The organism is uncultured Victivallis sp. (assembly GCA_944389935.1).
GTDB lineage: Bacteria > Verrucomicrobiota > Lentisphaeria > Victivallales > Victivallaceae > Victivallis.
Genome location: CALXOE010000025.1, coordinates 30,338 through 46,501, shown reverse-complemented (window position 1 = coordinate 46,501; position 16,164 = coordinate 30,338). Strand labels below are relative to the sequence as shown.

Sequence of the window (16,164 nt, the reverse complement as noted above, 5' to 3'; positions counted from 1 at the left end):
GATTCCCGGCTTCTACTCATGATCTCGCCGCGGCAACAGAAAGAGAGATCGCAAGCCTGAACAAACTGCTCGACACCTGCCGATTCCGCGTTTGAAGATCGGCCGATTCGAGCGCCCGGGGAGTAAAAGCCCATCCCCGGAAGCAGAATGAAAAACAATTTCGCGCCACCGGATAAAAAGAGAGGAGTTCCGCTTCGACAAAAATTCAGAAACCTTGCCGACGGCATAGCTCTCAGCGTGGAGAATGGTGGGCGATGAGGGACTCGAACCCCCATTCACATCATTTACTATCAACACTTTACGAGTTGATATGCTACATTTTTGTTACAATTTTCTTTAACCTAATCGGGCGGAAAGTACCTTTTCCATGTCGATCGAAAGAGCCGCTCGGTTATAGGCCTGCGTCTGTTTTTCGCTTGAGTGACCAACAACTCCGCCGAACTCTTCCAGATCAATCCCAGCCGTCGCGGCCTTGGTGATGACCGTGACACGGAAACAATGAAACGTCCCCCTTATCCCGATTCGTTCGCACAGCCGCGCAAATGGATGCGTAGCTGTAACCCATTTTTTTGGATACTCTGCTGCCAGATTAGGCAGAACGTATTCCCCTTTGATGCTGGCCGCACGAATAGTTAAAAGTCTGGCAAGTTCCGGGACAATCCGGATAAATACAACCCGTCCGCCCGTCCGCGAATCCGTTTTTGCCGGAGCGAGTTCAAGATATTTACCAAGTTCATCTGATCGAATTGAATCCCAGCGCAAAAGCGCAACGTCCTTGTATCGCAACCCGGTCATAGATGCGATTTTTGCTGCGACATACCACTCGTCACGATGTTTCAATTTGCTCGTCTGAATCGCATCGAAAATACGTTCCATTTCATCGTCTGTAAACGCTCGGAACGATTCACTGCGCTTTTCCTGTTTGCCGCGATGAATCGGGAGTTGATCGATCGTCTCAAACACATTACAATTCGCGCCGCCGAACTGGAACACCTGACGCAGATCGTTCAAAATGTTATTGAACGTTTTGTTTTTCCTGCCGCCGGCAGACAGATAGGAAACAGCCAGATCAGCCGTCAGCTGCTCCGGATATTCGATCCGGTGAGCCTTGCACCAGGCGGCAAACGCAGCCCATGTTCGGCTCTTCGTGTCACGCGTTGAATCTGCGAGATCTGCAAACCGGTCAGATGAACGATAATTTTCCCAGATCAGTTCCAGCTTCCGCGGCGGCGCCGGGATGATCGATTTTACCTGGTCCGTCTGACGCATCCGCCAGATCTCCAGCGCCAGAAACTCCGCCTCGCGTTTGTCGCGGGTGTGGAGGCTGCGCCAGACGTCGCGGCCGGCGATCCGCTGCCGGATGTAGTAGACATTCCCGCGCAGCATCGGGCGCGGAGGACGACCGATAAAATCAGATTGCAGGTGAATCAGTTTCATTTTTTTACCTTCATTTCACGCCATTCCCACGGGGGAACCGGTTTTGTGTCACTCCATAAGCCGCGTCGCGCTTTCCTTGCGTCTGCCTCCGCTTCCCGGTAATCGTCGCGATCCGGCGCGAAGTAGGGCCAGTACCACGCGAGACCCATTTTCAGGAGCTCCAGAGAAACATCCTGTTTCCCTACTTCGCAGCGAACCACGATCCGCCGGTAAGAAGTCCCGTGTTGCTCGATTTCGATTTCCCTGCCGTACAGAAGCTGACGCAGCGCCTCTCGCGCCGCGACCCCCCAGCGTTGATCGAGCTCCGGGGTGTCGATCCCCCAGAGCCGGTACGACTGTTTCCCGGATCGAAACGTGTCTCCGTCATGAACGCTCGTTGCCGTGATCGTTTCAGCGAACGAAACCAAGCAAAGGATGATAATTGTCGAAATCAATATAGATTTCATACTATGACAGCAAGTGAAGATTGCTGATCAAATTACAGGCAAACCATGGATCATCTATCTTGAAACATTGCGGTTTCGCAGTTACGCCGTCTTTTTGAACCATAATACCGTCTGAAAAAGGATTTACACTGATCAATTTTTTTACAGGTATTTTCACAACTTTCAGTGAGGAAATCCAGAAGAGATGCTTGTTTGTAATCAATAACGCGCCGCATCCGACATTGACCGCTTCAGTTGTATCAACGGGGTGCCCCTTAAACGCACTTGTACGAAAATACACTCCCTTTGCCACTCTAAAGCTCATTCCGGAACTTCCGCCGACATAATGTCGTCTTGTACGATATTCATAGTAATTGACATCATTGAAAAGCCATATCGGCTCTTCTCCACGCTGCATAATGACAGGGAAATTTATTGTTATGCTCGCACGCTTGCTAATCACCCCATTAAGTACATCTCGCAACACGAGGCTTTTAACGACTTTTGTCATGTAAATACAATCATCATCTTGTGTTATTTCAAATGTGTCTGACAAAAAGTCGAGAACTTTTTCTTCTTCCTTAGAAATAACTCCATCTTCCAATGATTTATCGATTATCTTTCGCCACGCCTCTATAATACTGTTTCTGGTATCTCCTCCGCTCATACCATACAGCTGCGATATATTCCGAACCTTTTGTTGTATCCCGAATAAATCATCTAATTTTGATGATGCCGATACAATTTCATTAACGATCGCTGAGTGACCGTATTTTTTTATTTTTTTACCTGGACTGCTGCTCCACACCGTGATCGGATCAAGTCCCATTGCTGAAATCATTTGTACTAGTATTGAAATTTCATCTTTAGAAACAACGCCATCGGATAACGCTTCAGTCGCTTTTTCTTCCCAGCATTCTTCAAGGAGAGATTTTAATACCTTATCGGGGATCATGCGATTTTTTGCTGTATGCGCAATCACCTCTTTGATATTCATGCAATCCCGGCTTTGATAAATTTGATCGATACACTGCCGAATATAATTTTTCCCGTGCATAAATGAATCGTAACATTCCTGATGTTGACGTTTCATGAATCCAGCAGGTTCTCCGCAAAAACGACAGTTCATGATTACCCTCCCCTCCTCTTTACAGTTCGCAGCTTTTTCTAACGACGATACCAATCCAGGCGATTTCGCCGGGGCTGTTCACGGTGATGTCTTTGCCGGTCTTTTCATTGTCGCTGGTCAGCATCAGGATTGACCCTGCCCTGCGCAGGCGTTTGCAAACCACCGTTCCCGCATACTCGGAATCATCCGAAAAACGGACGATCACGATTTTACCGGACGGAATGCTGTTCAAATCGTATTGCTCCTCGCAGAACAGAATGTCGCCGTCTGAAATTGTCGGCTCCATCGATACGCCGTGGACACGGAATGCCTGCGTGTTTCTCCGGACTCCGACCGGGGCGAGCGCAACGTCTGTATTTTCCGGATCCCATTTCTTCATGACCGGCTCGCCGTTACGGCCGATCAGGGATGCGATGTGCGTCGCCGCGTTCGCCCAGTCCACCACCGGGATCGGACGGGTCAGCACTCCCCACGTGTTGTAAATGCCGTCCGGGGCCAGCAAGCCGCGTTCGGCCGGAGAGAGCGGCGCGTCATCGTGTTTGATGTTCAGCCCGTCCAGAACCGCCGAAAGCACGTCCGGAAACCAGTTCAGTTTCCCCGCCAGCAGACGCTCGATCGAGTTTGCCGAGTCGTAGCCAATCCGGCGATTCAGTTCCGACGCATTGCGGACGCCCTCCCGCAGCATCGCGTCCTTGATGCACTCGCGCAGCTCCGGCGTGTTGCGGATCGTGTCCGGCGTGGACGGGAACGGCGGCAGAGGATCGCCGGGATCATTGATTGCGTCGGCAACGTGTCTGCTGATCCGGTCGAGCTTCGCAAGTTTATCTTCGATGATTTTTCGATCCTCTTCAGAATCGACCTGTTTCAAACGCTGCTGCAATACCCGGTAATGTCTGGCGAGAGAATCCGGATCGATGTTTTCCGCCACGCTGGCATCGCGCGATATTTCTCCGCCGGATATGACATTTACCATCTCGCTTTCCGAAAGGTTTAAAATATCCTTCAGCGTCTGATAATGCTTGCTGCTTACCGGAGCGATTTGCTTTTCCCACTTGTAAATCGTCTGCTTGGAAACCCCGATTCGTTTCCCCAGCTCTTCTTGTGTGAGATCATTGCGAAGGCGATAAAATTCCAAAGCGTTCATGGGACACCTTTTTTATTACCTTTCTTTGCTTATTATAAATATAATACATTGTCATACATAAAACAACCTCAAAATAAAACTTTTTTCAAAAAAAGTAAAAGTACGTCTTGTTTTTTTGATAATACGTTGTATGTTATTTTTGCAAACCTAAAGTAACATACAGCGGAGGCAAAATGAGAAAACAGGTGGATAGTCCGAGAAACAAGGACAAGAGAATCAATGCGCGGGTTACAGCCGCTCAATTCGACGAATTACAAAAGATCTCGCTCAAAAAAGACCTGCCGGTGTCACATCTGGTCAGGATTGCAATCAAAAATTTTTTGCTCGACAAGTAACATAAAAGTAACAAGAGAACAAACATGCACACATGCGACAAACAGCGCCGGGACTGGATCATGGAGTGCGAGCGCGTCGCCCGTCAGCTCCGGATCAAAACCAGAGTCACGCGGAACTCGGTATCGTTTGAGTTCCCGGACATCACCCGCAGGAAACAGAAAAAGGAGGCCGTAAATGCGTGAATTGCAGACGTGGGGAAGCCGGACGCCGCGGCGGTGCGAGAAAACCGAACACTCGTCGGACGTGATCATCTGGATCATCGCGATCGCCCTCGGCGCGGCGATCCTGATTCTGAAATGAAAAGCGCCTGATCGTGAGCAGCAATCACAATCAGGCAAAACAACATCAACCGGTACAAATGTACCACCAAACAACAGGTTTTGCAAATGGAAAATGTCAAAATCATCGGACTCGAGCTCGAGAACGTCAAACGGGTCGCGCTCGTGCGCATGGCCCCGGCGGCGAACGGTCTCACCGTCATCGGCGGCGATAACGCGGAGGGGAAAACCTCCGTCCTCGACGGCATCGTCTATGCGCTCGGCGGCGAAAAGTACCGCCCCGGCAACCTCAAACGCGAAGGAGCGCTCGCCGACGCCAGAATCCGGATCGAACTCTCGAACGGCATGATCGTCGAACGGCGCGGAAAAAATGCCGCTCTCCACGTCTCCGATCCGTCCGGCAGGCGTTCCGGCCAGAAGCTGCTCGACGAATTCGTCGAGGAACTCGCGCTCAATCTGCCGAAATTCCTCGCGATGCGGGACGACGAAAAGGCAGAAGTCCTGCTCCAGACGCTCGGGATCGGGGAGCAGCTCCAGGCGCTCGACCGGCGCGAACAGGCGGCATACGACAAGCGTCACGCATTCGGCGTGATCGTCGATCAGAAGATTAAATACGCCCGGGAGATGCCGGAATATCACGACGTTCCGGACGTTCCGGTGTCGGCGGCGGAACTGATTCAGAAGTCGCAGGAAATCCTTTCCCGGAACGCGGAGCGCGACCGGCTGCGCAATCAGCTCGCCGCGCTGCAAAGCGAAAAGGGCGAAGCGGACAGGCGGATCGTCCAGCTCTGCGAGGAGCTCAAACGCGCGGAGGCGGAGGCGGAGAAGCTCGAGAAACAGATCGCAGACGCTCTCGCAAATCCGATTCCGGAAAACGAATCCACGGCGGAACTCGAGGAGCAGATCACGCAGATCGACACGATCAACGCGAAGATCCGCGCGAACTCCGACAAGGAAAAAGCGCAGGCGGACGCGGACGATTTCAAGCGTCAACTCGACGAACTCACGAAACAGCTCGAAGCCGTCCGGGAGGAGCGCAGAAATCTGCTCGATCACGCGGAAATGCCGCTCGGCGAACTCTCGATCGGGAAAAACGACAAGGGCCGCCCGATCCTGCTCTACAACCATCAGCCGTGGGACTGCATGTCCGGGATGGAACGGATCAAAACCGCCGTTTCCGTGATCCGGAAACTCAAACCGGCCTGCGGCTTCGTCCTGATCGACGGGCTCGAGGCGTTCGATCTCGAACAGCTGCGCGCATTCGGTCAGTACATCGAGGAACAGCAGCTTCAGGCGATCGCGACGCGCGTCTCCCGCGGCGACGAATGCAGCATCATCATCGAGGATGGAGTTGCCATTCAGGAGGACGCCGACGCCGCGCTGGAAACCGAAACTCAAACCGACAACAACAATCTGGGGGAATGGTAAATGAACATCGTCAAGGGAAAGCAGATCAAACCGCTGAAATGCGTGATGTACGGGCCGGAGGGAATCGGCAAAACCACGTTCGCGAGTCGGTGGCCGCGGCCGCTCTTCCTCGATTTCGAGGGCGGCACGGGACGGCTGAACGTCGACCGGGTTCCGGTCGCGAGCTATCCGGAACTCGAGCAGGTCATGGCGCACATCGCGCAGGATCACGCGGATTACCGGACGCTCGTGTTCGACACCGCCGACTGGCTCGACCGGCAGATCACCCGCGCAGTCTGCGACGCCGCGGGGAAAAAGGGGATCGAGGAGTTCGGCTACGGCAAGGGATTCACGTTTCTCGCGGAAAAGTGGGCGGCGTTTCTTGACCGGCTGAACCGGTTCGGGGAATCGACCGGGCTTCACCTCGTTTTTCTCGCTCACGCCACGCTGCGGAAATTCGAGCAGCCGGACGAATCCGGCGCATACGACCGATGGGAACTCAAATGCGCCAAGCCGGTCTGCCCGCTGCTCAAGGAGTGGGCGGACATGCTGCTCTTCGCGAACTACAAAACGATCGTCGTCAACGACAACGGGAAATCCAAAGTTTCCGGCGGGAAACGGGTCATCTACACGACGCATCACCCGTGCTGGGACGCGAAAAACCGGTTCGGATTCCCGGACGAACTTGCATTCGACCCCGCGGCGCTCGCGCCGGAACTCGTAACCGTCATCCGCGAAAACTCGCAGGAAAAAGCGGAAACGACGAAACCGGCTGTCGTTCAGGTTCAGACTCCGCCCCCTCCCCCGGTTCCGGTTGAGAAACCGGCTCCAGCAGCGGCAGCCGTGGAAAATCCGGAGAAAGCCGAGGCTCTGCGGCAGGTCAAGACGCTCATGGAGATGAGCGGAGTTTCCCCCGAACAGTTGAGCGCGGAGGTCGCCCGGTGCGGCGTCTGCCCGGCCGGTACTCCGATTGAACAGTACAACCTCCCCACGCTGAAACGGATCGCCGCGGGGTGGGAAGTCATCAAAAACAACATCAAAAAACAGGAGCAGTAAATCATGGCGGAAGATCTCGGACGCGCACTCGGCTGGGATGATGAAATCACCAGCGACGGCGAATTTTCAATCATCCCGGAGGGGAATTATCCCTTCACCGTTCTCGGATACGAGCGGAAACGCTATCCCGGCGGGAAAAAAATGTGCGCCTGCAATTATGCGGCGGTTCATATCCGGATCGACGGACCGGACGGCTCGCTCGGAACGATCACCACGAATCTCTATTTGAATGACAAATGTTTCGGGCTTCTCTCGGCGTTTTTCCGGTCGATCGGCTTGAAAAAACACGGAGAATCGTACACTCCGAAGTGGGGGCAGATCACCGGCACGACTGGAATTTGCAAGGTCAAGATCCGCAAATTTCAGAAAAACGACGGTACGGAAGGAGAATCGAACGACGTTCAGTTCCTCGATCCTCCGGCCGCGAACGCCGACGATTTCAACCCCGATCGGTGGTAAATCATGCCGCACCTGTCCGATTTGATTCGACAGGTCAGGGGATCCGAACCGCACGGCGGGGACGATCCCTGCCCCATCTGCGGCGCATCTTCCGGGGAACGGGTGAAATATCCAGCCCCGGGTTCAATCGAAAATTGCCCTCCCGGATTCTGCCGCGTCTGCTGGTACCGGCTGGGGAGGGCTGTACCGGAGATTTATCAAAATGGAATTGAGACCCTATCAGCTCCAGGCGCAAAACGCGATTCTCGAGACGTGGAGTTCGGGGATTGGTAAAACACTGCTCGTCCTCCCGACCGGAACCGGGAAAACGATCGTGTTTTCAAACGTGATCGCCGAGCGCGTCCGGCAGGGAGACCGCGTTCTCGTTCTCGCTCATCGCGAGGAGCTGTTGAATCAGGCAGCGGACAAACTCGAACGGTCAACCGGCCTGAAATGCGCACTCGAAAAGGCTTCCTCCAGCTGTCTCGACAGCTGGTTTAACGTCGTTGTCGGGAGCGTCCAGACGCTGCAAAGCCAGAAGCGGCTCGACCGGTTTCCGCGCGACTATTTTGACACGATCATCGTCGACGAGGCGCATCACGCGATCAGTGCGAGTTATCGCCGGGTGATCGATCATTTCGACCGGGCTCGGCTGCTCGGAGTCACCGCCACCGCCGACCGCGGCGACAAGCGGAACCTCGGCGAGCTCTTCGAGACGATCGCGTATGAATACACGCTGCCGGCTGCGATCCGGGACGGGTATCTCTGCCCGATCAAGGCGCTGACGCTGCCGCTCAACATCGATCTTGCCGGGGTGAAAGTTTCAGCGGGAGATTTTCAGGCGGCCGCGCTCGGGTCGGCGCTCGACCCGTATCTCGAACAGATCGCGGAACTCATGCGCGAACATTGCGCCGGGCGGAAAACCGTCGTTTTCCTGCCGCTCATCGCGACGTCGCAGAAAATGTGCCGCATCCTGAACGAGCGCGGCATCTCCGCCGCGGAAGTGAACGGAGAGTCGGACGACCGGGCGGAGATTCTCGCGCGGTTTCACGCCGGTGAGTTCTCCGTCCTCTGCAACTCGATGCTGCTGACCGAGGGCTGGGACGAACCGGCGGTCGATTGCATCGTCTGTCTGCGTCCGACCAAAGTCCGCGCGCTCTACGCGCAGATCGTAGGCCGAGGAACGCGGCTGTTCCAGGGGAAAAATGATTTGCTGCTGCTCGATTTTCTGTGGCACACGGAGAAACACGATCTCTGCCGCCCCGCGCATCTGATCTGCAACAACTCGGATCTGTCATCCCGGGTTGCGGAGATCCTCGCGGAGGAGTCGCAGGGAAATGCGATCGATCTGCTCGACGCGGAGATCGAGGCGGAATCAAACGCGCAGCAGGAACGCGAGGAGGCACTGCGGAAACTGCTCGAAGAGCAGCGCAAGCGGAAGCGGCAGCTGGTCGATCCGCTGCAATACGAGATGTCGATCGGAAACGCGACGGCATACGAGCCGGATCCGATGGATCTCCGGCAGCAGGCCCCGCCATCGGCGGCACAGCTCGCGCTTCTCGAAAAGGCGGGAATTTTCCCGGATGAAGTGACGTGCGCCGGCCAGGCGTCGAAACTGCTCGACACGATCGCCAAGCGCCGCGCGGAGGGGCTGACCACTCCGAAGCAAATCCGGTTCCTCGAACGGGTCGGATTCCGCGAGGTGGGGTGCTGGCGTTTCGACGATGCGCGGCACATGATCGACCGGATCGCCGCAAACCGCTGGACGGTTCCGTTCGGAATCAATCCGCAAACCTATCAGCCGCAGGGAGCAAGGGGGTAAACATGGCAACTCGCGGAGACAACAGATTCAACGATGTCCGCGCAGACGTTCAGCTGCACGGATTCATCGAACGTCACGGACTCCGGTACAGCGTCGTTGCGATCAGGGCTCTGGCGCTGGCATTGCAATACGATCCGGAGGAGCTCGCGCACCGCCGCAGCCGCGTTTACCGCCACCGCCGCCGCTACGCATAGAAAGGAAAATCATGAAAAGCAAAAAGAACAATCGAAAAAACATTGACGATCTGATCGTCGAAATCATGCGCCTCGCGCTCAAGGTCAACCGGGAGACGAAACATACCGTGTTTGTAGAGTTTCAAGGGCACGTCAATTCGGCCGGAATTCGGATTTATTACAGCGGCTGGAAAGCGGATACAGACTGCGATTATCTGCAATGTTTTTATCTCGACGAGCTGTCCCCTGATCGGGTCGAGAAGTGCGGGCAAATCATTACGAAGCTCAAAGAGCTGCTGGAGGAGAAATAGTGAAAAACTTTCGCTTTGTAGACCTGTTCTGCGGCGGGGGCGGATCGATTACCGGTGCGGTCAATGCGCTGCGCGCCGCCGGGGAGAAATACGAGGGACGCGGTTTCAATCACTGGGAAACCGCAATCCGGACGATTCAGGCGAATCATCCGGAGATCGTGCCGGATTTCGCGCGGGCCTGTGCGCCGATTCAGTCGGTTCTTCCGGACGAGGTGTTCGATGTTGATCCGGAGCGGATCAACGTGCTATGGGCGTCACCGAGCTGCACACATCACAGCAACGCCGCCGGCGGAAAGCCGAGGTCGAATCAACTGCGCAGTCAGCCTGAATATTTGCTGCCGTTTCTCCGGTTGACCAAATGCCGCAGGATGTTCGTCGAGAACGTCCGGGAATTGCTCGACTGGGGACCGCTGCTCGACAAAGACACTGTTTTTCAGGGGAAAAAATATCACGCTGGCAGCCCTGATCCACGCAAAAAAGGGACGTTTTTCAATCTCTGGCTGCGGGAAATCCGCGCGAGCGGATATGCGGTTGACATGCAGATCATGAATGCCGCAGATTACGGCGCGGCCACGAGCCGGGAACGGCTGATTGTCCAGGCAGTGCGGAAAAGCTCCGGAGAACGGATCGTCTGGCCGGAGCCGACGCACACGAAAGAACCTGGCCTGCTTTCCGCTAGTTACCTGCCGTGGCGGTCTGCCGCGGAGGTGATTGACTGGAGTATTCCCGGCGAAAGTATTTTCAACCGCAAAAAGCCACTTTGTACAAACACGCTCCGGCGGATCGAAGCGGGAATCCGCAAATATTGGGGCGCATGGGCCGAGCCGTTTCTGATCGTGCTGCGTGGAACGTCGGAACATGCAATCAATTCGACTGCGATTCCGCTTTCCGCGCCATTGCCGATGCTGACGGCGGGCGGCGAACATGTGGCGTTGATCCGGCCGCTTTTCATCCCGCAACAGAGCGCAGGGACAGTTAAGCCTATTTCCGAACCTGTTTCGACAATAGCTACTGCGGGATCAATCGGGATCGTCCGGCCGTTTCTGATTGAATATTACGGCCAGGGCGGCGCGGTTTCGGCAGACATCCCGCTGCATACGGTGACAACCCGTGACCGGTTCGGAATCGTTCGCGGTAGAATTTTTACCGCTCCGGACGGTCGAATGTATCAGCTGGACATTACTCACAGAATGCTGACCGCCGGAGAGCTGGCGGCTGCGATGAGTTTTCCGGGTGATTACGTGTTCTGCGGAGGGGACACCGCTGCGAAAAAACAGATCGGGAATGCCGTCCCGCCGCTTCTGGCGGAGGCACTGTATCGCGCCGTGCTGGCGGCGTAAGGAGGGATGAATGAACAAGGCAGAAAAAGCGCGCAATTTGCGGTATCGGCGGCCGGCGCTGGCGATGATAAGACGCGATTCCATCGTCGATGAGCTTGCGGAAATCGCGGAAGAGTGTGAATCTCTCGAATATGCAATCGAGGACGACGAAAAGCTCGAAGAGGCGTTCGACGGTGACAGCGACGAGATTCACGAGTTCAAAATGAGATTCTCTGATTTGACGTATCGCTGCGACCGGCTGCGGGAGGCGCTCTGGGAGAACGAGGTGAACGAGCACTTTGATGATTTTTTCGTCGGTCTGCTGGGGCGAGCTTATGAGGTCGTAGGATTTGACAGTTTCGAGGAGGATTATTTTCACCTCACGATGTATGAAAATCAGTTTGCGAACGAGACCTGCAAAAAGCGTCTGATGAGCATGACGAAAGAGCAGATCATCGCAACCGCCGGGCAGTGCGTCGGAACGTTCGTTTCGTTTCTCGATGTGCGTCATGAATACGACAGTCTCAAGTCAACGCTCGACATCCTGCGTGATGAGCGCGCGGAGGTGATGAAGAGCGTGAAGTCAATTTCGGAGGCGTGGGAGAAGCTGCAGGAAAATCAGTTCGACCGGGACGCGGCAAGGCATTACGAAGCGTTGCTCGAGCGCCTGCCGAATATCGCGTGGGTTCAGTAACAGGAGGGTAAACGATGTTTGAAATGTTGGTTATTACGGCAGTTTTGCTCGCTCCGGTCGCCGGAGCGGCAGTGGTGGCGGATTTTCTGGAAAGGGCGTCGAGAAAATGAAATGCGATTTTTGCGAGAAAGAGTTCCCGGAATCGGAGCTCGAAACAGTCGAGGGCGCGCTGCACGACAGCGGAGATCCGGAGGTGTTTCACGTCTGCGAGACGTGCGCGGCGTGGATCGATGAGCAGACGGGGCGGAAAGTTGAGTTGTTGCAAAAAATGCAACAGCTGAAGGAGGCGGAGTGATGGAACGAACTTGGAGATGCACTGAATGCCGACATTTTGTTTTCCCTAATTATTGCACTGTAAAGGGAATAAAGGTTGATCGCAATTACGACGACTACTGTGACTTAGCAGAGGAGATTGAAGAGATGGGAGAGGCTGTAGCAGAGACGCTTGAATTGCTTGGTAAGGAGGTGAAAAATGAAAATTCAGACGTTTAAAATCACGATTGCAGTTCCTGATGAAAATGACCCGGTTAAGACAGTCGACTTGGTTGAGACTCTCCGCAACAGGCTTGAGGAGTTCAACGCAGAAAATTGCGCGGTTGAGGGCAAGGAGGTGGAGAAGTGAGCAACCTTAAAAGCATCGTCCCGCCGCTTGATCTCTGCGAGAAGATCCCGGCGGGAGAGTTTGAAGATTCCGCGCTGGTGTGGTGTCGCGTTCGGGGTAAGAACGTGGTGTGCCAGCGCGAGCACTGGGTTGGGGTTTTCGGAATGAGCCCGGTTCCTACCCCGACGCTGGAGGAGGTACTGGAGGAGATAGGAAAAGTGGAGAGTTGGGATACGGCGACGATAACAAGGCCGATTGGAGCAAACACGCGGATTGTCGATACCGCGCTGAAACGCTGGTTCAAGGTGAAAGGAATCGAGGTGAAGGAATGACAATTACGGCGAAATGTCCCGAGTGCGAAGAGGTCGTGAAGCCGTCGGTCTTCAACCATCGGGCATATGAAGCAAAATGTCCAAATTGCGGGAAATGGTTCTGCTATTCGGATACTTCACATCGCACAAGCAAGACAAGTCGCGGAAGCAACGGAACGCTCGTATGCGAGCTTATTTACAATGGTTATATAAAATGATCCCGCCCATTATTCCGGCGCGGCGTCGATCCGGGAGGCCGGGCGTAAACGGCCTCGGTATACGAACACGGGAGCGGCGGCCCGGGTGTTAATCGGCGCCACCGCCGCAAGTTTGAATCGCAAGAAAGCGTAAGAAAGAGTTTATGATGAATGATCTTGAGGTTATCGCGGAGTGTCTGCCGCAGATCAATCCGGCAGCGCTCGAATATGACGAATGGCTCGCCGTCGGCATGGCGGTTAAACAGGCCGGCGGCAGCGTCGAAATGTGGGACACATGGAGTCAACGGGATTCCGGGCGTTATCACCCGAACGAGTGCCGGAAAAAATGGGAGGGGTTCCGCGGCTCCGCAAATCCCGTCGGCGTCGGCTCCATCGTCAAATTGTGCCGGGATCAGGGCGGCGAAGTCTCGTTCGGAAGCGATCCGGCCGCAGGTCAGGGACGCGCCCTCGACTGGGATTTCGTCATCCCAGCCGACGACCTGAAAATCGTCCGCCAGGAGTGGCTGCAGGAATCGCAGATCCCCCCCGTTCCCGAAAACTGGTCTGGGCTCGCGGATTTTCAAAACTACATCTCCGCCCTGTTCAGCGCAGACGAATTCGTCGGAATCGTCGCGGACGCCTATTCCGCAGACGGCCGGTGGATGCCGAAAAAAGGCGAGTTCAACCGGTCAGCCGGAGAGTTGCTCGAGGAGGTGGCAAAGGCTCCCGATCTCGGCGCGGTCATCGGCGACTGGCCGGAGGAGTGCGGCGCGTGGATCCGGTTCAATCCGCTCGACGGCAAGGGCGTCGCCGATTCAAACGTCACCGCCTATCGTTATGCGCTCGTCGAGTCGGACGAGATTTCCATCGAACGGCAGTTCACGATCTATCACGAACTCGAACTCCCCATCGCGGCGATGGTTCACTCCGGCGGGAAATCGCTTCATGCGATCGTCAAAATCGACGCGCCAGATTTCAGGGAGTATCAAAAGCGAGTTGATTTTCTCTACGAGGTCTGCAAAAAAAACGGGCTCGTTATCGACCGGAAAAACCGCAACCCGTCGCGCCTCTCACGGCTACCGGGAGCGACCCGAAGCGGCGTTCCGCAGCGTCTCATCGAAACGAACACCGGCAAGGCATCCTGGGCGGAATGGGCCGACTGGATCGCCGCGCTCAACGACGATCTCCCGGATGTAGAATCGCTCGCCGAATTCATCAACGACCCCCCTCCGCTCTCCGACTGTCTGATCGAAGGCGTTCTCCGGAAAGGGCACAAAATGCTCGTCTCCGGACCGTCGAAAGCCGGGAAGTCGTTCCTGCTTCTCGAACTCTGCGTCGCCATCGCCGAGGGGCGCGAGTGGTTAGGATGGCAGTGTGCGCAAGGCCGCGTCCTCTACGTCAATCTCGAGCTCGACCGCGCAAGCTGCTATCACCGCGTCAAGGATGTTTACCGCGCGATCGGAATCCCGCCGCGCAACGCCGGAAACCTCGACATGTGGCATCTCCGGGGCAAGGCGATGGGGATGGACAATCTCGCGCCACGGCTCATCCGCAGAGCCGTGAAACGCAAATATTCCGCCGTCGTAATCGACCCGATTTACAAAGTCATCACCGGCGACGAAAACGCGGCCGATCAGATGGCGAAATTCTGCAACCAGTTCGACCGCGTTGCATCCGAACTCGGGTGCGCCGTCATCTACTGCCACCACCACAGCAAGGGCGATCAGGGGCAGAAGCGCGCGCAGGATCGCGCATCCGGATCAGGAGTTTTCGCGCGGGATCCCGACGCCCTCATCGACATGATCGAGCTCGAAATCGACGACAAACGGCGAGAACAGATTTTGAATCGATGGAGCTGCGACGCGATTTCCAGCGCGATGGATCAGCGTTCTCCGGGGTGGAGGGATCGAATTTCGCAGGACGATGCACTCGTGGCCGAGAAGCTCGCCCCGGTCGCCGTCGAAACGCTCGGGCAGTCCGAGTCGCTGCGGATTTCGTCCGAGTCGGAAACCAGAGCGGAACAGGCAACCGGGTGGAGAATCGGAGGCATCCTCCGCGAATTTCCCGCATTCAAGCCGCGCAACGTCTTTTTCTGCTATCCCGTCCACCCCGTCGACCGTTGGGATCTGCTCGCTGACGCGCGCGCAGACGGGGAGATGCCGCAACGAAAGAGCCAGAAAGAAGCCAACGCGGAGAATCTCGAAATCAAAAACGCGGAAACCCGCATGATCGTGGAGGAGCTGTTTGAATCAAAAAGCATTGTCGAAGTTATTGACGTTGCAAATGAACTCGGGATTACCGAAAGAGCCACCCGCGATCGGTTGAAAGCGATCGGAATTAAGCCGAAAAGAGGAATGATCATGAAACCAAACGGAAGTTGCGGAAGTGACTAGGTGCTTCCGCAAACGGAAGAAGAGGTTATATATCTAAAGATATATATATGATCACTTCCGTTTCAATCCTCCGTCGTCGGTAGTAGGAAGTGGGGCTTGACTGCGCCCCACATTCCCTACCAACAAGACAGACGAAATCCAAGCCACAACCGAAAAGGAAAATCAAAATGAAAATCGAGTTTTTTAAAGAGTTCGTTCCACCGAAAACAACCGTACAACAGCGCAGGCAAAATACGCAGGGAGGTTATCTCCACAGTTCCGGACGTGTCGCCGCCGCCACATGGAAAGCCGTCCTTGAACAGCATAAGCCGCCGTACACAATACAAGGGCCGATCCGCATCACCATCGCGCTGACGTGGCCGCATACCGTCAGAACTCGCAGGATCGCCGCCGCCGTTCCGAAAATCACCCGGCCGGACGGTGACAACCTGATCAAAATGATCAAGGACATCATGACGAAACTCGGATACTGGAACGACGATGCGCAGGTCTATTCCGAAACCATCGAGCGCTTCCACGGCGAAATTCCGGGCGTGTTCGTGAGGATCGAGGCCGAGGAGGTCAGGCAGGCCGGAGAACCACGTCTGGCGCGCCAGACGGCAGGGGGTTCAGGTGACGGGGAAGTGACGGGGAAGTGACGGGGGAGTGACGGGGTCCAAGGGGGGGCGGCCCCCCCCGGTCGGGTCCTTTCGA

General features: G+C 55.4%; 21 protein-coding genes and 1 pseudogene. 17 read left to right on the top strand and 5 right to left on the bottom strand.

The features are described from left to right. Nucleotides 1-336 precede the first annotated feature (336 nt). The 5 genes and pseudogenes from Q0J85_RS09045 to Q0J85_RS15475 form a co-directional block, all read right to left on the bottom strand. Nucleotides 337-1,386, bottom strand: a complete 1,050-nt coding sequence (locus Q0J85_RS09045) for a tyrosine-type recombinase/integrase (RefSeq protein WP_294480583.1) — start codon at nt 1,384-1,386, stop codon at nt 337-339. Nucleotides 1,387-1,433: 47 nt separating this feature from the next. Then, nucleotides 1,434-1,871, bottom strand: a complete 438-nt coding sequence (locus Q0J85_RS09040; RefSeq protein ID WP_294480581.1) for a thermonuclease family protein — start codon at nt 1,869-1,871, stop codon at nt 1,434-1,436. Nucleotides 1,872-1,884: 13 nt separating this feature from the next. Further along, nucleotides 1,885-2,991, bottom strand: a complete 1,107-nt coding sequence (locus Q0J85_RS09035; RefSeq protein WP_294480578.1) for a hypothetical protein — start codon at nt 2,989-2,991, stop codon at nt 1,885-1,887. 19 nt (nt 2,992-3,010) lie between these two features. Beyond that, nucleotides 3,011-3,964, bottom strand: a complete 954-nt coding sequence (locus Q0J85_RS09030; RefSeq protein WP_294480576.1) for a S24 family peptidase — start codon at nt 3,962-3,964, stop codon at nt 3,011-3,013. A 12-nt stretch (nt 3,965-3,976) separates the two neighbouring features. Next, nucleotides 3,977-4,135: pseudogene (locus Q0J85_RS15475) on the bottom strand (helix-turn-helix transcriptional regulator); the annotation flags it as partial. 173 nt (nt 4,136-4,308) lie between these two features. Here Q0J85_RS15475 and Q0J85_RS09025 point away from each other — a divergent pair. From Q0J85_RS09025 to Q0J85_RS08945, 17 genes are all read left to right on the top strand, one after another. Then, nucleotides 4,309-4,470 (top strand): hypothetical protein, encoded by a 162-nt coding sequence (locus Q0J85_RS09025; RefSeq protein ID WP_294480574.1) that lies wholly within the window; start codon nt 4,309-4,311, stop codon nt 4,468-4,470. A gap of 24 nt (nt 4,471-4,494) precedes the next feature. Beyond that, nucleotides 4,495-4,653, top strand: coding sequence for a hypothetical protein (locus tag Q0J85_RS09020; protein ID WP_294480571.1), 159 nt, complete (start codon nt 4,495-4,497; stop codon nt 4,651-4,653). Then, complete coding sequence (locus tag Q0J85_RS09015; protein ID WP_294480569.1) at nt 4,646-4,771, top strand: hypothetical protein; 126 nt, start codon at nt 4,646-4,648, stop codon at nt 4,769-4,771. Before Q0J85_RS09020 ends, Q0J85_RS09015 begins: the two co-directional genes overlap by 8 nt. An 86-nt stretch (nt 4,772-4,857) precedes the next feature. Then, nucleotides 4,858-6,177, top strand: coding sequence for an AAA family ATPase (locus Q0J85_RS09010; RefSeq protein ID WP_294480567.1), 1,320 nt, complete (start codon nt 4,858-4,860; stop codon nt 6,175-6,177). Continuing rightward, a complete protein-coding gene (locus Q0J85_RS09005) occupies nt 6,178-7,212 on the top strand; it encodes an ATP-binding protein (protein WP_294480564.1) in 1,035 nt (344 codons plus the stop codon). It abuts the gene before it with no gap. 3 nt (nt 7,213-7,215) lie between these two features. Beyond that, on the top strand, nt 7,216-7,671 hold the full coding sequence (locus Q0J85_RS09000; RefSeq protein ID WP_294480562.1) for a hypothetical protein: 456 nt from the start codon (nt 7,216-7,218) through the stop codon (nt 7,669-7,671). Between the two features lie 202 nt (nt 7,672-7,873). Beyond that, nucleotides 7,874-9,472, top strand: a complete 1,599-nt coding sequence (locus tag Q0J85_RS08995; protein WP_294480560.1) for a DEAD/DEAH box helicase — start codon at nt 7,874-7,876, stop codon at nt 9,470-9,472. A gap of 2 nt (nt 9,473-9,474) precedes the next feature. Next, nucleotides 9,475-9,666, top strand: coding sequence for a hypothetical protein (locus tag Q0J85_RS08990; protein ID WP_294480559.1), 192 nt, complete (start codon nt 9,475-9,477; stop codon nt 9,664-9,666). Nucleotides 9,667-9,677: 11 nt separating this feature from the next. After that, nucleotides 9,678-9,956 carry a hypothetical protein gene (locus Q0J85_RS08985; protein ID WP_294480558.1) on the top strand — a complete coding sequence of 93 codons (279 nt, stop codon included), beginning with the start codon at nt 9,678-9,680 and terminating at the stop codon, nt 9,954-9,956. After that, a complete protein-coding gene (locus Q0J85_RS08980) occupies nt 9,956-11,296 on the top strand; it encodes a DNA cytosine methyltransferase (RefSeq protein WP_294480556.1) in 1,341 nt (446 codons plus the stop codon). The genes Q0J85_RS08985 and Q0J85_RS08980 overlap by 1 nt, the downstream gene beginning before the upstream one ends. 10 nt (nt 11,297-11,306) lie before the next feature. Further along, nucleotides 11,307-11,969, top strand: a complete 663-nt coding sequence (locus Q0J85_RS08975; RefSeq protein WP_294480554.1) for a hypothetical protein — start codon at nt 11,307-11,309, stop codon at nt 11,967-11,969. Between the two features lie 106 nt (nt 11,970-12,075). After that, nucleotides 12,076-12,264, top strand: coding sequence for a hypothetical protein (locus tag Q0J85_RS08970; protein ID WP_294480553.1), 189 nt, complete (start codon nt 12,076-12,078; stop codon nt 12,262-12,264). Beyond that, nucleotides 12,264-12,461, top strand: a complete 198-nt coding sequence (locus tag Q0J85_RS08965; protein WP_294480551.1) for a hypothetical protein — start codon at nt 12,264-12,266, stop codon at nt 12,459-12,461. The genes Q0J85_RS08970 and Q0J85_RS08965 overlap by 1 nt, the downstream gene beginning before the upstream one ends. Next, complete coding sequence (locus Q0J85_RS08960) at nt 12,442-12,591, top strand: hypothetical protein (protein WP_294480549.1); 150 nt, start codon at nt 12,442-12,444, stop codon at nt 12,589-12,591. Before Q0J85_RS08965 ends, Q0J85_RS08960 begins: the two co-directional genes overlap by 20 nt. Continuing rightward, nucleotides 12,588-12,902 (top strand): hypothetical protein, encoded by a 315-nt coding sequence (locus tag Q0J85_RS08955; RefSeq protein WP_294480547.1) that lies wholly within the window; start codon nt 12,588-12,590, stop codon nt 12,900-12,902. The genes Q0J85_RS08960 and Q0J85_RS08955 overlap by 4 nt, the downstream gene beginning before the upstream one ends. Before the next feature lie 340 nt (nt 12,903-13,242). Beyond that, the gene (locus tag Q0J85_RS08950) at nt 13,243-15,471 is read left to right on the top strand and encodes an AAA family ATPase (protein WP_294480545.1); all 2,229 of its coding nucleotides are present in this window, start codon (nt 13,243-13,245) and stop codon (nt 15,469-15,471) included. 167 nt (nt 15,472-15,638) lie between these two features. Continuing rightward, entirely contained in the window at nt 15,639-16,109 is a 471-nt protein-coding gene (locus Q0J85_RS08945) for a RusA family crossover junction endodeoxyribonuclease (protein WP_294480541.1), read from the top strand. The last annotated feature ends 55 nt before the right edge of the window (nt 16,110-16,164 follow it).

What these genes read in the sequence shown, in the direction of transcription:
- Q0J85_RS09045 (WP_294480583.1), bottom strand. Translation starts at nt 1,386, where the DNA reads ATGCTGCGCGGGAATGTCTACTACATCCGGCAGCGGATCGCCGGCCGC.
- Q0J85_RS09035 (WP_294480578.1), bottom strand. Translation starts at nt 2,991, where the DNA reads ATGAACTGTCGTTTTTGCGGAGAACCTGCTGGATTCATGAAACGTCAA.
- Q0J85_RS09030 (WP_294480576.1), bottom strand. Translation starts at nt 3,964, where the DNA reads ATGGTAAATGTCATATCCGGCGGAGAAATATCGCGCGATGCCAGCGTG.
- Q0J85_RS09025 (WP_294480574.1), top strand. Translation starts at nt 4,309, where the DNA reads ATGAGAAAACAGGTGGATAGTCCGAGAAACAAGGACAAGAGAATCAAT.
- Q0J85_RS09020 (WP_294480571.1), top strand. Translation starts at nt 4,495, where the DNA reads ATGCACACATGCGACAAACAGCGCCGGGACTGGATCATGGAGTGCGAG.
- Q0J85_RS09015 (WP_294480569.1), top strand. Translation starts at nt 4,646, where the DNA reads ATGCGTGAATTGCAGACGTGGGGAAGCCGGACGCCGCGGCGGTGCGAG.
- Q0J85_RS09010 (WP_294480567.1), top strand. Translation starts at nt 4,858, where the DNA reads ATGGAAAATGTCAAAATCATCGGACTCGAGCTCGAGAACGTCAAACGG.
- Q0J85_RS09005 (WP_294480564.1), top strand. Translation starts at nt 6,178, where the DNA reads ATGAACATCGTCAAGGGAAAGCAGATCAAACCGCTGAAATGCGTGATG.
- Q0J85_RS09000 (WP_294480562.1), top strand. Translation starts at nt 7,216, where the DNA reads ATGGCGGAAGATCTCGGACGCGCACTCGGCTGGGATGATGAAATCACC.
- Q0J85_RS08995 (WP_294480560.1), top strand. Translation starts at nt 7,874, where the DNA reads ATGGAATTGAGACCCTATCAGCTCCAGGCGCAAAACGCGATTCTCGAG.
- Q0J85_RS08990 (WP_294480559.1), top strand. Translation starts at nt 9,475, where the DNA reads ATGGCAACTCGCGGAGACAACAGATTCAACGATGTCCGCGCAGACGTT.
- Q0J85_RS08985 (WP_294480558.1), top strand. Translation starts at nt 9,678, where the DNA reads ATGAAAAGCAAAAAGAACAATCGAAAAAACATTGACGATCTGATCGTC.
- Q0J85_RS08975 (WP_294480554.1), top strand. Translation starts at nt 11,307, where the DNA reads ATGAACAAGGCAGAAAAAGCGCGCAATTTGCGGTATCGGCGGCCGGCG.
- Q0J85_RS08970 (WP_294480553.1), top strand. Translation starts at nt 12,076, where the DNA reads ATGAAATGCGATTTTTGCGAGAAAGAGTTCCCGGAATCGGAGCTCGAA.
- Q0J85_RS08965 (WP_294480551.1), top strand. Translation starts at nt 12,264, where the DNA reads ATGGAACGAACTTGGAGATGCACTGAATGCCGACATTTTGTTTTCCCT.
- Q0J85_RS08960 (WP_294480549.1), top strand. Translation starts at nt 12,442, where the DNA reads ATGAAAATTCAGACGTTTAAAATCACGATTGCAGTTCCTGATGAAAAT.
- Q0J85_RS08950 (WP_294480545.1), top strand. Translation starts at nt 13,243, where the DNA reads ATGATGAATGATCTTGAGGTTATCGCGGAGTGTCTGCCGCAGATCAAT.
- Q0J85_RS08945 (WP_294480541.1), top strand. Translation starts at nt 15,639, where the DNA reads ATGAAAATCGAGTTTTTTAAAGAGTTCGTTCCACCGAAAACAACCGTA.